General features: G+C 50.6%; 9 protein-coding genes. 3 read left to right on the top strand and 6 right to left on the bottom strand.

Annotated features, from left to right (window positions below):
• Positions 1 to 17: 17 nt before the first annotated feature.
• Together BWI93_RS20750 and BWI93_RS20745 are read right to left on the bottom strand one after the other, a co-directional pair.
• Positions 18 to 1,388 (bottom strand): TolC family protein, encoded by a 1,371-nt coding sequence (locus tag BWI93_RS20750; RefSeq protein ID WP_094814842.1) that lies wholly within the window; start codon positions 1,386 to 1,388, stop codon positions 18 to 20.
• A 730-nt stretch (positions 1,389 to 2,118) separates the two neighbouring features.
• Positions 2,119 to 4,626: a DUF5686 and carboxypeptidase-like regulatory domain-containing protein gene (locus BWI93_RS20745; protein WP_094814840.1), complete on the bottom strand. Its 2,508-nt coding sequence runs from the start codon at positions 4,624 to 4,626 to the stop codon at positions 2,119 to 2,121.
• Between the two features lie 661 nt (positions 4,627 to 5,287).
• Here BWI93_RS20745 and BWI93_RS20740 point away from each other — a divergent pair.
• The 3 genes from BWI93_RS20740 to BWI93_RS20730 all read left to right on the top strand — a co-directional run bounded on the left by BWI93_RS20740 (position 5,288) and on the right by BWI93_RS20730 (position 10,287).
• Positions 5,288 to 6,334 (top strand): ferredoxin--NADP reductase, encoded by a 1,047-nt coding sequence (locus BWI93_RS20740; RefSeq protein WP_094814837.1) that lies wholly within the window; start codon positions 5,288 to 5,290, stop codon positions 6,332 to 6,334.
• Positions 6,335 to 6,434: 100 nt separating this feature from the next.
• Positions 6,435 to 8,285: a family 16 glycoside hydrolase gene (locus tag BWI93_RS20735; RefSeq protein WP_094814835.1), complete on the top strand. Its 1,851-nt coding sequence runs from the start codon at positions 6,435 to 6,437 to the stop codon at positions 8,283 to 8,285.
• A 52-nt stretch (positions 8,286 to 8,337) separates the two neighbouring features.
• The gene (locus BWI93_RS20730; RefSeq protein ID WP_094814832.1) at positions 8,338 to 10,287 is read left to right on the top strand and encodes a hypothetical protein; all 1,950 of its coding nucleotides are present in this window, start codon (positions 8,338 to 8,340) and stop codon (positions 10,285 to 10,287) included.
• A 50-nt stretch (positions 10,288 to 10,337) separates the two neighbouring features.
• Here BWI93_RS20730 and BWI93_RS20725 read toward each other — a convergent pair whose 3' ends face one another.
• The 4 genes from BWI93_RS20725 to BWI93_RS20710 form a co-directional block, all read right to left on the bottom strand.
• Positions 10,338 to 11,291, bottom strand: coding sequence for a glycosyltransferase family 1 protein (locus BWI93_RS20725; protein ID WP_158242796.1), 954 nt, complete (start codon positions 11,289 to 11,291; stop codon positions 10,338 to 10,340).
• A 419-nt stretch (positions 11,292 to 11,710) separates the two neighbouring features.
• Positions 11,711 to 12,775 (bottom strand): hypothetical protein, encoded by a 1,065-nt coding sequence (locus tag BWI93_RS20720; RefSeq protein WP_094814828.1) that lies wholly within the window; start codon positions 12,773 to 12,775, stop codon positions 11,711 to 11,713.
• Positions 12,776 to 12,788: 13 nt separating this feature from the next.
• Positions 12,789 to 13,409 carry a hypothetical protein gene (locus BWI93_RS20715; RefSeq protein WP_141217548.1) on the bottom strand — a complete coding sequence of 207 codons (621 nt, stop codon included), beginning with the start codon at positions 13,407 to 13,409 and terminating at the stop codon, positions 12,789 to 12,791.
• Complete coding sequence (locus BWI93_RS20710) at positions 13,402 to 13,944, bottom strand: RNA polymerase sigma factor (protein WP_255157979.1); 543 nt, start codon at positions 13,942 to 13,944, stop codon at positions 13,402 to 13,404. Before BWI93_RS20710 ends, BWI93_RS20715 begins: the two co-directional genes overlap by 8 nt.
• Positions 13,945 to 14,031 lie beyond the last annotated feature (87 nt).

Here is a 14,031-nt window from a genome sequence, read left to right as displayed (position 1 = left end):
GAGATGAATTGAGTCCGTTATTCGGTGTACAGTTTACCCGCGGCTTTGTCCAGGTCAACTTTGGCGACCAAAGCATTGTACAGGGCAGTGTAGTAATTGGTCTGAGACTCCCGGAAGCTGGCTTCGGCGTTGATGACTTCAATGTTGGAACCTACACCCTCCCGGTACTTGATTTGCGTAACCCGCAGGACTTCCTGAGCCAGATCGAGGTTCTTTTGTTGCTCCCCTAGCGTAAACCAGTAGTTACGAAGCTGTACTTCCGACTGACTGAGTTGCAAGTCGATGCTCTGCTCAAGAAGTTTCATGCTGTTATCAATCTTGAGGAGGTTACTACGGGACTGGGAAAGCTTGTACCGTCGCGTAAACCCATCGAACACCGGTATGTTGATGGCGAAGCCAATCGAGCCAGCGTCCAGCCAGGGGCGGGTAACAAAGCGGGCAATGGTTTGCCGACCGTTATAAAAGCCATAATTCCCCGTCAGCGAAAGCGTAGGCCATAAACTGCGGCTGACATTCTTGACGTCAAGTACCTGTAGCTGGCGTTGCGTTTCCAAGGTTGAATACTCAATGCGGTCCGCGTATTGAAAGGGTTTCTTGACCTGCTGAATCATCGCTTCGCTGAATTCCGTTTTGGCCAGCTTTTCACTTAAGGCCATCGGTTGATCCAGTGGGTAACCCATTTGGTACTTGAGTAGCAGGTAGGCGAGATCCTGTAATCGCTGTACATTCTGCTGTTCCGTAACGAGGTTATTTCGCTGGACCTCAATTCGTTGTACGTCGATTTTTTCAACGAGGCCTTCCACGTTCGAAGCCCGCGTATCTCGCAATAGGGTATCCAGCCGGTGCACGTTTACTTCCAGCAAACTCAGCCGTTCTTCGTTGACGAGTACGGAGTAGTACGCTTTTGTTACGTTTTCAGCAATGGTAATCTTGCTGGCCGTCAGGTTCTTGTTAGCCAATTCCGTATACACCTTGGCGGCTTTCAGACCTAGCAGATACGAACTGCTGAATAACAGCCAGTTCAGATTAGCGACTGCATTGGAATTGTAACGAACGCCACCTAACGCCAGGGCCAGTTCTTCGTCGCCCGGCAGAGCGGGCTCACCGGGAATGAAACTCATACCGGGTGGCATAAAGAAAGGCTGGGGTTTGATGGTATGCGAAAGCCCGAGTGCTACGCTGGCCTGGGGTAGACCCGTGGCTTTGATTTCGCCGATACGAGCCTGGGCGATCGCTACATCCAGTTGGGTATTGGAAACATTGCGATTGTTTTTGACCCCGTAATCAACAGCCTCTTTGAGGGTGAAGGTTTGCTGGCACAAACCCGTAAAACTGACAATGAAGCTACACCAAAGCGTGCCCCATCGGATCAGAATGAGTGGTTTCATGGGATATGGTTGTGTTGAACGTATTTCGGTCAGGAACCGAAACACGGCTTAAGCGTTAAATCCCGTTGAAAGGATTCGTTGGATGAATAGTACTCCGAAGATGATGGGTCCGGGGATGAGGCCGGATAGGGGCGATGGACGCATAACCCCCGAGTTCTTACAAGCTCATACTCGTAGTGAGAGGAATCGTTGATTGGTTAAGAATAGGCCGAACTGGAATCGTTCAAAGCTACGAAGTTTTTTTCAGGATGAGAAAACTTCGCCGAAGCGGACGCTGCATAACAATCATGGATTCATAGCGTTAAGGATGAGACTTCAAAAGTCAGACCGGTGACTTTACCAACCTATACTTTTAGGATAGAGGGACGAATTTTCGTGATGAACTACCGGACCGTACGAAACCCCAGCCTGACACAGGTATGCTGTAAATCTTCTGAAGCAAACCTAAGACCGGGTATTGACAACCCTATGTCAGCAGGAGCATTTATTTTTTACTGAATCCGGCTAATTTTCGCCTACCCCATCGCTATACGACAGGCTATTTACCCGACTCTGACCAGGTCAGGGATGAGCAGGTGTTTTCCGAATGCTTATACATCTCAGTCAGGCTGGCTACCGGAGCGAGTCTGGCTGAAAGGTTAAACAGTGGAATAGCGGCTCAGGCTCTTACACAACGTCAAATGTTCCGTTATGACGAAAGCAGAAAATCGTTGAAAGGGAAATAGACGGGCTATAAACTCAACTGAAACGAGACTTTTACCCCAAAACGCTGAATACGTGGGTTATCTCGATAGGTTAGGCGGTGCATCGCTTCGATGCGGGCTACCCGAAATACGTTCGAGAAACCATACCCTACTTCTACGTAGGGCAAGGTTTGGAGGGTATGAATAACCGGCTTTCGTTCCAGGTCCAGTAAGAGTCGCTGGTTGGCAGTGCTAAGCTGACCGTAGAGGATTTTTGCGGTGATAAAATTTCGTAAGCCCCAGTCACGAACGACGGGAATGCGATTCGTAAACAGTCCTTCAAATTTATGCTCCACGGCCAGCGACACGTACCGATCACTCACAAATTCGGCGTAGTTCATAAGATTGAAAGCATTACGATTGTAAAAGGGCGTAGAATTGCCCTGATGCACTTCCAGCAAAGGATAGGGTAACGTTGAAGGGGTATAGCCCGCTTGCAGGGTGTAATGGCTTCGTCCCCAAATGCCCCAGCGAATGGCATGATCAAGTTGCAACTGCCATTTTTGGTAAGACGTAGCCTCATAGGGCGTAGCCAATCCTTTGGGCTGATACAACGTACCATACTGATAGCGAAGCGTAACAACAGGAGCCGTTTCCGTCGGACGCTGCCGGACGCGTCGGCTGGTCACCCGTCGGTTGGGCAGACGACCTGGTGCGTAACGCGTTTCCAGAAAAACTTCCCGACTCCAGAGTTTGCCTAGTCTGGCTATCGACTGATCGGTCAGCGGGACAAAGATGGGAAAGCGGAAATCCATGCATTGCTGACGAACGCCCACTGTCTGCGTGAAATTGGGTCCTAAATCCTGCTGGGCGGTCAGGACGTTTTCTCGCAGGTAATACGCTTTTTTGAAATGGCCGAATCGGTTGATAATTCTCAACATGGGGTCATCTGCGAGTTGCTCCAGGCGAAGCCCCAGTCGTTCCAGATCGTACGTATGCCGGAGGGTAAAAAGGGTCAGCGGCGAACGCCTGGGAATAAACCGGATTTCTCCACCTCGTTTCCAGACTTTATCGTGGGAGCCATAGGCCATGTAGCCCAGAAATTGCCAGGTTTTACTAAAGCGGGCATTCGTCTGCAAGCCGAGCCGAAGCCGGTGACCTTCCAGGCGGTTGTAGGCCCAGGTTGAAAATACGGAACCCAGTTCCAGACCTTTGGCTATGGGCACATAACCTCCCTTGTACACAAATTCACCGGCCTGCGTGGCGGCCTTAATCAGGGGAACATTCCGAATGGTATCCACGAGCTGGCGATTTTTCTCCAGTTCACTGAAAGGAATTCGCTCCCGGTGCTGTTGCCAGAAGGCTTCGCTATCCTGCTGCCGATCGGTGGCCAGTTCTACTTCCGTATCGAAAAATCGAATGCTACGGGGCTCTTCCACGCTGAAATCAGTTAACGCCATGGCGTAGGCGACCATCGCTCCGAACGTGTGTTTGACTACCTCACCTGCCTGAACCGTTACCTGCGTGAGCGTTGGCACCCAGACACCCGTTGAAGTGGGTTCATACGTAATGGAAAGGTCCATTCCTTCGATGTAATTAATAGTTGCTTCGGGCCCCAGACGAGCCTCAATGCCCGCCAGGGCATACGTGAGGGTGTCCACAAACAGGCGACCTTCAAAAACCAGGTCGTGTTTACGCTTGGGGTCGAATTCAACGACGTAGCAGGAGCGGCCTTCCAGTTGTGTGGTATCGGCCAGAAAGTAAGTATAGGCCTGCCGTCCGTGAGAGGAGAGGGGCGACATGAATTCTTTCCGAAACAGGCTGACCTGATTTTCGTAAAAGTTGAGGGTATTAAAACCCGCTCCGGTGAAGAGAGCAATAAAGCTGTCGTCCGTAATTCCGACGCTGTTGATGTTGGTCTTTAGAATCTCTTCCTTGCTCAGGTTCGGTTGGTGACGAGCGTAGATTTTCGACAGCGTTTCGGAAGTAAATACCGGAAGGTTGCCCGACTGCCGTTCGGATTTAGGTAAGGCCTGTAGAATAGTTTGAACGGGTTTTCGTTGCTGAAAATGCTCATCGATCTTGTTGATTCCTACCGTAAGCTGACTGTACGCCTGATAGGTATAGGCGGGCTGTTGCTGAAAATCGTGTTGTGAACGGCGGGTTGCCACTTCCCGCAATAGCCGAAAAGCCGGGTTTTCACCCGCCCGAATGACTACTTCACCCAGCGTTGCCGCCATGGGGAGCAGGGAAATCGAAAGCGAAGACCCCGTGACGGCTACCCGGGTCGTCTGGTAACCCACCGCTGAAATAAGTAGTGAATCAAGGGGCTGACTGGAGCGAAGCTGATAACGACCTTCTTCGTTGGCGACGGTGCCGTTGGGTTTTCCCAGTACACCCACCGAAGCAAAGGGAATACCCAGGCCCGTTTTCTGATCAGTAATCTGACCGGAAACCTCGTGCGTGGGAGACTGACCTGCCAGCGTAAAACTCAGCAGTACACTCAATGAGCAGAGTAGTATCCAGGAAAAAGGAAGTTTAGGGAAATGATACATGGCAGGTGTGGACAACGGGATCGGTAATGGATAGAGTTCTTGGGGTAATGAACGCGTTGGGAGCAGGACGTTTACTAAAGACCTGGTGATGAACAGCCGGTTAGAAACGCTCTGTAAAAATTGGATGAATCCGTAGGAAACGATTGACAGAAAAGGAGGGTTAGAAGCACCTCATCATCCAAACAGACCGGGGCATGTAACAGTTAATCTGCCAGGTCTGGAAAATAACAGAAGTATAAAGGAGGTACGGTTTCATGAAGGTGCTGGAGTACCGCTATGGAACAGATAGTTATACGTTGGTGGGGTGTCTTCTCAAGCGAACCGTTTTTTATCCTTTTCATGGGGTGGATTGTTTTACCTGAAGTTAAAGACCGTGTATAAGCTGAACATCGTCAGTAGGACAGTCAGAAAGCGATTTACCCCCACGAGTCTTAAAATTTTTTAGTACAATCTGGTAAACGGACGCTTCTGAAACCCATAGTCTGGAACAAAATTGGCTGATGTTAAAAAAATGATAAAAAGCTAGCGAATGAATTGCTGTAAAAATCAGATCAATCGCTGGAAAAGCGGACTCAACTGTCTTGAAATATCTAATCGCCTTTAAGACACAGCGTTTGCCCGATAGGTTGGGTTTTGCCCAGAAATTAACGTAAGATAAACAATGGATTCAAAGGTTGAATGGATTGAATGGAAAGTAACGGCCATACGCCCCGAAACGGCTGATTGCAAAACGTATGTGCTCAAGCCGGTCGATGGCTTGCCAGTACCGTATCAGGCGGGCCAGTTTTTGACGCTACTCTTGCAGCACGAGGGACACGAGCTACGGCGTTCGTATTCCATCAGCTCCACGCCGGAAGTAGATACAAGCTTCAGTCTGACAATCAAGCGGGTCGTTAATGGTGAAGTGTCCCGCTGGCTTTTACAGAACCTGCAAGTGGGCGATACGCTACGAAGCCTGCCGCCCGCTGGCCGGTTTACACTGGATTCGCAGGCGGATACGGATCTGTTCCTTGTAGCGGCAGGTAGCGGCATCACGCCCATTTATTCGCTGATCAAAGCGGCTTTGTATCAGCAGCCGCAGCGTCGGATCGTACTTTTTTATAGTAATACCAGTCGAAGTAGTACGATTTTCAAAGACGAGCTGGATGCCCTCACGCAGCAATTTCCGGAGCGACTGACCATCGAGTATCTGTATAGCAATCCGCCCGCGGATGAACGGGCCCGCCGCCTCAACAATACCCTTTTTGAAAAGTTGCTGGCCCGGCATCTGGATCCCACACGTAATCAGCCTGCTTTCTACCTCTGTGGCCCGGAAGATTTCATGCGACTCGTCCGGATTGTACTGCTATTTCTGGGTTTCCCAGCCGAATCGATTCGTAAGGAAAACTTTGTCATTCCCCCGCAAACACCCGCTATTCCCGAAGGCTTTGGCTTGGCAAGTCAGGTTGAAATCGAGTACCGGAACCAACGGTATACGCTCGAAGTTCCGGCTGGAACGTACCTGCTGACGGCGGCTCTCAAATCGGGCATTTCGTTACCGTATAGTTGCCGGGGTGGGCGTTGTAGTACCTGCGTGGCTCAGTGTCTGGAAGGCCGGGTGAAAATGACCATCAATGACGTACTGACCGAACGGGAGCTGGCCCAAGGCGAAATTTTAACTTGTACAGCTTTAGCGGAAACCAGTCGTATTTTAATTAAAGTAGGTTAGATTCGATTATTTATTGTTAAGTGGGTATCAGTATAGTTGGAATGTGGGCTTCACTGCTTTGATTTGCAAGTTCATTGCTAACCAACATTTCAACAGTACTATGAAAAGACCTCTTCTTCGGCTGTGGGCTGCCGGGTGGCTTGTGGCCGGACTAAACGCGGCGGCTTTCGCTCAGTTTGGTACGGTTCCCCAGACCCTTTCACTGACCGATATGAGTGCGTTTCGTCCTACGAAAGCCGGCAATTGGAAAATTGTCGGTGAGGTAGCGGCCGATTTGCAGCAAAAAGAAGTACTTACCACCAAAGCCGGTTCGGGCGTGCTGGTCAACCAGCCCGATGCCAACAACCGGGCGAATCTGCTGACTACGTTCGAACACGGGGATGCTGATCTGGAGTTTGACTTCATGATGGCTTCGCATTCGAACTCCGGATTCTACCTGCAGGGTCGGTACGAAATTCAATTGCTCGACAGCTGGGGCGTGAAAGCTCCTTCAGACAGCGACGTGGGCGGAATTTACAAACGCCGGGAACTGCCTTCGGGCCGTATGTACGAAGGACACGCTCCCCGGATCAATGCCGGTAAGGCTCCTGGTCTGTGGCAACACATGGAAATCTCATTCCAGGCTCCTCGTTTTGACGCTTCCGGTAAGAAAATTGCCAACGCCAAGGTGTTGAAAATTTCGCTGAACGGCATTACCATTCAGGAAAACGTAGAACTTTCCGGACCGACGGGTGGCCCGATCTCGGAAGAAGAAGCCGCCAAAGGACCCATCATGATTCAAGGGGATCACGGGGCGATTGCCTTCCGTAATCTCCGTTACCGCAGCTACGGTGACGAAAAAATTCAGTTGACAGGTACGCAGTTCAAAGCCTACGAGCCTTCCAATAACGATTCTTTCGCCCAGATTCCCGATTTCTCCAAACTGAAATCGACCAGTACGGGTACGCCTTCGGAAGTGAATTGGGACGTCACTAACCAGACGAACAACTTTGGCCTGCTGTACACGGGTAAGCTTACGGTTCCTACGGCGGGTGAATACCGATTCTTCCTTTCAGCGGGTGGTACGGCTCGTTTGAAAGTCAACAATCAGGTTGTTGTGAAAGAAGGATTTCTGCAACCCGGTCAGTACAATGCCGGGACGATTAAACTGCCCGCCGGTACGGCGAACGTAGAAATTGCCTACGTCAAACGCGACGAATGGGTACGCCCCGGCTTAGCCCTCGAAGTGGAGGGTCCCGGTGTGCGGCATACGAGCCTGACGGCTCCTGCTTCCCTGCTGACCAATCCATCGACGGACCCCATTTTGATTGATGCTCGTGAAAATACGATTACCCGTAGCTTCATGGACATTTACCCCGATGGCAAACGCAAGCGGATTGTACACGCCGTACAGGTGGGTTCTGCCGATGGTCTGCATTACACCTTTGATCTCGACAACGGAGCGTTGGTACAAGCCTGGAAAGGCGATTTCCTGGATGCTACACCCATGTGGCACGACCGGGGGGATGGTTCCTCACGGCCCCGTGGCGTACTGGCTTCTTTCAATGATTTTCCTGATTTTGCCGTGTTAAGTTCTTCTTCCAAAGCCTGGACGGAGAATCTGCCCGAAGAAGGCGGCACGTACAAGCCCTTGGGTTATGACGTGGATGAAGCGGGTCTGCCGACCTTCAACTACACCTATTTCGGTAGCGAAGTATCGGATAAAATCCGTCCGGCCGAAGGTAATAAATACCTCGTTCGCGAAATCACAGTGAAAAATCCGACGGCTAATCTGTACCACCTCGTAGCCACGGGTAGCGACATCGTAGAGGTACAGCCCGGTCTGTATGCCATCGACGGCAAGTCGTATTACGTCCGCGTGACGGGTGCAACCTTACGCAAATCCGGCAATCGTCAGGAGCTGCTGATGCCGGTGAGTACCAACGCGATCAAATACGAAATTCTGTTTTAATAAGATCCGTAGCTGACTTTAAGCGAAGCAGCTACTTTACAAGCATATACGCATGAAACGGATTCTTCATACGACGCTTCTCGGACTGGGCCTGACTACGGCGGCCCTGGCTCAGGACAGTTCTCCGGCCGAAAGCGATCTCTACAAAATTGTTAAAGTAAGTACGCCCGAAGGCATTGTGCTCGAAATTGGTGGCGTAACCAGTATGCCCAACGGCGATGTGGCAGTATCCACGCGTCGGGGAGACGTATGGGTGATTGAAAACCCCAGCAGCCCGCGACCCTTCTTCCGCAAGTTTGCCAGCGGTCTGCACGAAATCCTGGGTTTGGTTTACAAGGACGATTCGTTCTACTGTGCTCAACGCGGTGAACTGACCCGACTGACCGATACCAACGGGGACGGAAAAGCCGACAAGTACCAGACGGTATACGCCTGGCCGATTTCTGGTCACTACCACGAGTACAGCTTCGGGCCGAAAGTGGCTCCCGATGGCAGCTTCTTCGTAAGTGCCAACGTGGCCTTCGGGGACGAAGAATGGTGGCGGGGGGAAAGTAAAGTACCCTACCGCGGCTGGATCATGAAAATTTCTCCCGACGGAAAAATGGAGCCCTGGGCAACCGGGATGCGTTCGCCGTGCGGATTGGGTATGATCAACGGCGATCTGTTCTATACCGACAACCAGGGTGACTGGATGGGTTCAGGGGGTGTATGGCACGTGAAAAAAGGAGCGTTCGTAGGGCATCCGGCAGGTTTACGCTGGACGTCGCTGCCGAACTCACCCGTGAAACTTTCGCAGGAAGAATTCTACAAAACGTACGACGAACGCCGTCGCCGCGACAACAATGGCCGGGCCATCAAACCCGAAAACGATGCTTCGGAGAAGAACCCGCTGTTGTTGTTTGAAGCCAAAAAGAAGTTCCCCGAAATTCAGTTGCCCGCCGTATGGTTACCCCATGGCGTACTGGGCATTTCGAACTCGGAGATCATCAGTGATGATACGCAGGGAGCATTCGGACCTTTCGCCGGACAAATGCTGATCGGTGATCAGGGACAGTCGAAAATCATGCGGGTGTTCATGGAACAAGTAAATGGTGAATACCAGGGGGCGGCTTTCGACTTCCGTTCCGGCTTCCAGTCAGGCGTACTGCGGATGGCTTTTGGTAAAGATCATTCGCTGTTCGTGGGTGAAACCAATCGGGGCTGGGGTTCTGCTGGCGAAGCCAACGAAGGCTTGCAACGACTGGTCTGGACCGGTAAAACGCCCTTCGAAATGAAGGCGGTACGTGCCATGCCGGATGGCTTTGAAGTGGAGTTTACGCAGCCGATCGATGCAGCCAGTGCTGAAGATCTGGCTAGCTACAAGGTGAAGAGCTTTATCTACAAGTACCACTCCACCTATGGTAGCCCCACGATCAATGAAGTGGAAAATGCGGTGAAAGGCGTGAAAGTATCCAGTGATGGTCTCAAGGCCCGTATCATCGTGGATAACCTGCGTCAGTACTACATCCACCAGTTGACGCTGGATGGCATTCGGGAAAAAAGTACCAAGTTTAGTCTGGTACACCCCAATGCCTACTATACGCTGAATAATATTCCGGCGGGTGAAAAACTGAGTCTTTCGGAAGCCAGTACGAAAACTTCGGCAGTAGCGAGTACGGTGAAGAAGCCCACAACAACGAAAGAAACCGTAGCTAAAAACGGCAAAACTGCCGTTGCGAAAGTGCCTTCGTACGAAGAAGTGAAGCCGCTACTTTCGAAATATACCTGTCTGGCCTGTCACAACGCCGACAAGCGTCAGGTAGGACCGGCGTACCGGGACGTGGCCAAACGCAATTACTCCAACGAGAAAATTGTGGATCTGATCTATAATCCTAAGCCGCAAAACTGGCCGGGTTACGCGACGGAAATGCCTCCCATGCCGCAGGTACCGAAAGGGGATGCGTTAAAAATCGCAGCCTGGATTAATTCGCTGAAAAATGCTCCGGCTAAAGCGAATCCTTAAGCATAGTCACGAAAAAGGCCACCCCATCGGGTGGCCTTTTTTAGTATCGTTTATTCATTCAGTAGTTCTTCGTAGATCCGCCAGTATTCGTTGGCCGTATTCCTCCAGTTAAACTGCTGAGACCATTCCTTGATGAGTTCACTTTCGGACTTGGTATCGATTTGTTCCAGAATCTGGGTGGTTAGATCACTCACTTGTTCGGGATCAAAGCCGTTGAAATAATGAGCGTAAGGTCCACCAATTTCGGGTAGGGAAGTAGCATCGGAGAGGACTACGTTCTTGCCAAAATGCATGGCTTCAATAACGGGTAATCCAAAACCTTCCGCCAGCGAGGGGAAGCAGAACAGGTCACAGTTTTTCAGTAACCAGTATTTTTCGGCTTCAGTAATCGGTCCCGTCAGGTGAACGCGGTTCTGTACGCCCAGCCGTTTGGATTCGTTAAGTACTTTCTGATAATACTCTTTATGCGTAGTCGTGCCGGCAATGATCAGATCCAGATCGTTCTGAAGCAGCATGGCGGGCAAAACGTGAAAATTCTTCTTGGGAGCTACCGTACCAATACTGAACAAAAAGGGATTATCCGTTGAAAACTGTGGTTTAATCGGGTTGATGTGTTCGTTGATGTTACAGCCGTTGTAAACGACCTGTACTTCCTTCCCACCCATGTGCATCGTAGACTCAATCTCATTTTTTACGTAATTGGAGATGGTCACAATGCGATCCGCCCGATCGATTTTATCCTGTAATTTCTGCGTGTACTTTTTAACTTTTTCCGGGGGTTTATTCTCGTGTAAAAAGTTCAGATCGTGAATCGTCAGTACTTTCTTCGCCGAACTCCGTAAGGGAAAATAATTGGAGTCCTGGTAGGTACCATGCCAGACTTTGTACTGATTGGCAAAGGGCATGGCATATTTATGCAGCGAATGTTGCCGTTTGTTAAACGGATTATCGCCAAATAAATCGCTTTCCGAAGAAGGTAGGTAAAATCCCAACCGGTGTTGCATACTTTTTCGATTCAAAAGTAACGCATTACCCAGTTGTAAACAGAAGTGATAAAGACCCGTATGAGCATGCTTCATCCGTTCACAGTCGAAGATGATATCTGCTTTTTTGATGGGTTGGCTCATTATAAATCAGCGATAAGGTTCTGGTTCATTTAGCGGTGGTACAGGCAAAATTACACTACAGACACAGCTTAAAGCCAAATAGTTGGAACTAGAAATGGAATTCTTTTGGATCTGCTGAAAACTTTCAAGCCAGCCTGCTCGTAGGGCTGGAAGAGTCCGGAGCGACGCTTCAATCGGGGGGCGATGCGTAATTATCTTATAAACAAGCAATTAGCCTGATTGTTTTAGCCGCCCGGCATCTGTACAGCAATACATACGGAAATCAGGGACGATCTGTTGCTAAACCCCGGGAAAATCTATAATCCCAGACGAAGGCGTACCCCCGGATACACGTTTCTGAAAAACCCCGACATGTAGAGTTCGGGTTCAAGTTTAATGAATCCGCGACTAAAAACCGTCCCGCTCAGTCGGACCGTATTTTTGGGAAAATACCCACCCGTTCGCCGGATCGGAACGCCCACGCTCAGGTGCGTCAGGAGTTTACTGAACTCCGCTTTCTGACCGTTGGGACGGCGGCTATAGAAGTGGACGCCCAGATTCAGGAAATCATTGCGATCGGTATGAAAACCCGTTTCCGGCGTACCCCGAAAAAAGAAGTGCGATTGCAAACCTATCGAGAAGCCCATACCCCGGTACGAGTCGGGTACCCACATCACATCAGCTGCCAGAGCAGGTACGAGGCGATGCCGAATGAGACCTACTTCAGCCCGGGGCTGAAAAGAGATAAAGGCCGCCCGAACGAAATTCAGTTGACTGAACGTCGCTTTCTTACCCTCCTGTACCAAATCGAACGTTACCTTAGACGAGGTCAGATGATGATTTTTGTACTGATACACCGATTGAATGGCTTCTTCCAATAAAGGATTGAAACCACCTTTTTTCAGTTGCGTTTCAATAAACGACAGGTCATTAAGTACGAATCGTACCCAGAATTGGGGCGAACCCGAACCCCAGCCTACAGCAGCAGGAGCTTGCCAGGCGGGTAGCTCAAGCGTATCACTTTGGGTTTTGAGTAGGGCGGGTTCTTCCGTACCGGAGAAATGGTAGGCCTGCTGCGTTTGCGGGTAGGAGCGTACATCAAGTTGTCGCCGGTTTTCGTCGAAGCGGAAACGAATGGTATGAGCCGTCAACGCCTCGGAAGTATCCCGCACTTTCCGGTAATCCGTTACAAACAGATGGAGTACGGAATCCAGATTTCGATGAGCCAGCAGGTCCGAAAACTGATTAAATTCCATCTGTACTGACTGGCCGTTAGTGAGCCGAAGGGTAATGTGACTTTTATACGTCTGATCAATGGACTGAGCCCATAGCGATCCCAGCTCGCCCAGAATCAGCAAGCCTAGTAAAAAGGTACGTAGCATACGAAAGAGAAGTTTAGGGTTGAGAATGCGTAGAAAGGTGAGGGATACGAACCGGAGCTGAATCGGCGGCGGGTGGTCCCAGCCGGACAAAGCCTTCGGAGCGGTACAGTTTAGGTTGAGCGTCCTGCTGAGCCTGTACATCATTGGCGTGCAAGACCCGGAACCGTTTGACGGGGCGAGTGGCCACGGATGAAGGCAGCGGAAGGACCGGGGTTTCTACCGCAATGATTTCCGTTGGTGTAACGCTGAGAACATCCACGGCTGAATCACGGGGTACAGTCACTTGCGGAGCCGGTTTTTTTGTAACCGTTGCCAAACGACTTTTGACTGGAGTGGACGGCACCGGCACCAGAAGGACTCGTTTGGGAGTTGGCGTCGCAGGTTTGGCGGGTGCGGTGGTACGAGGAGTCGAACGCTGGGCCAGCTCAGGCGTAGAGGCAACGGGATCGGGTTGAGTCAAAAACCAACCGAGCCCTCCCAGCAACAACACGGCAACGCACGCGGCCGCAACCCAGCGATAGTAGGGGCGGGGTCTTGCCTTTTGTGCAGTCTGAATGTCTTTCCAGAGTGATTCCGTTGAAAAGGGTACCGTTTCCGGTACATCCTCCAGCTGGTTTCGAAACCAGTCATCCATGGGATTTTCCATAATCGTATCCGCGTTTTCGGAGTTGTTCCTGTAACCACTGCCGGGCTTTATGAAGCTGGCTTTTCGACGTATTTTCACTGATTTGAAGCTGCTCTGCGATTTCCCGGTGGCTATACCCTTCGATGGCGTAAAGATTGAAAACAGTGCGATAGCCGTCGGGAAGTTCCAAGATCAGGCGATATACCTCTTCACTGCTCCAGTTCTCATCCGGTGGCTGGAAAGGCTGTTGATGTTCCGCAAGCTCATCGATAGTCACGTACGAGATCTTCTGCCGCCGTAAATGTTGCAAACATTCATTGATCATGAGTTTCCGCAGATACGGCTCCAGAGCCTGTTCTTCCCGCCATTCAATGGTTTGGATTCGCTGAAAAAACTTGACAAAACCGGTCATCAGCAAGTCGCGGGCTTCTTCGTCGTTGCGTACATAGCGGCGGCATACGCGAAACATCCGTCCTACGTACTGATCGTAGACCCGTTTCTGGGCAAAAGGATTTTGTTTACGTAAGGCTTCGAGTAATTCCACGACGAACAGGTTTTCAAAGGGATATATGCAAAGCCGTAGGGGAGGGTTGCCTGAAGTCGAAAAAATGATGAAATGCCGAAAAAGTTT

Origin of the sequence: Siphonobacter sp. BAB-5385 (assembly GCF_002261125.1) — a bacterium.
In the GTDB taxonomy this organism is placed as follows: domain Bacteria; phylum Bacteroidota; class Bacteroidia; order Cytophagales; family Spirosomataceae; genus Siphonobacter.
Note: the sequence above shows the minus strand (reverse complement) of the source record. Positions and strands in the feature narration are given on the sequence as shown.

What these genes read in the sequence shown, in the direction of transcription:
- BWI93_RS20750 (WP_094814842.1), bottom strand. Translation starts at nt 1,388, where the DNA reads ATGAAACCACTCATTCTGATCCGATGGGGCACGCTTTGGTGTAGCTTC.
- BWI93_RS20745 (WP_094814840.1), bottom strand. Translation starts at nt 4,626, where the DNA reads ATGTATCATTTCCCTAAACTTCCTTTTTCCTGGATACTACTCTGCTCA.
- BWI93_RS20740 (WP_094814837.1), top strand. Translation starts at nt 5,288, where the DNA reads ATGGATTCAAAGGTTGAATGGATTGAATGGAAAGTAACGGCCATACGC.
- BWI93_RS20735 (WP_094814835.1), top strand. Translation starts at nt 6,435, where the DNA reads ATGAAAAGACCTCTTCTTCGGCTGTGGGCTGCCGGGTGGCTTGTGGCC.
- BWI93_RS20730 (WP_094814832.1), top strand. Translation starts at nt 8,338, where the DNA reads ATGAAACGGATTCTTCATACGACGCTTCTCGGACTGGGCCTGACTACG.
- BWI93_RS20725 (WP_158242796.1), bottom strand. Translation starts at nt 11,291, where the DNA reads ATGCAACACCGGTTGGGATTTTACCTACCTTCTTCGGAAAGCGATTTA.
- BWI93_RS20720 (WP_094814828.1), bottom strand. Translation starts at nt 12,775, where the DNA reads ATGCTACGTACCTTTTTACTAGGCTTGCTGATTCTGGGCGAGCTGGGA.
- BWI93_RS20715 (WP_141217548.1), bottom strand. Translation starts at nt 13,409, where the DNA reads ATGGATGACTGGTTTCGAAACCAGCTGGAGGATGTACCGGAAACGGTA.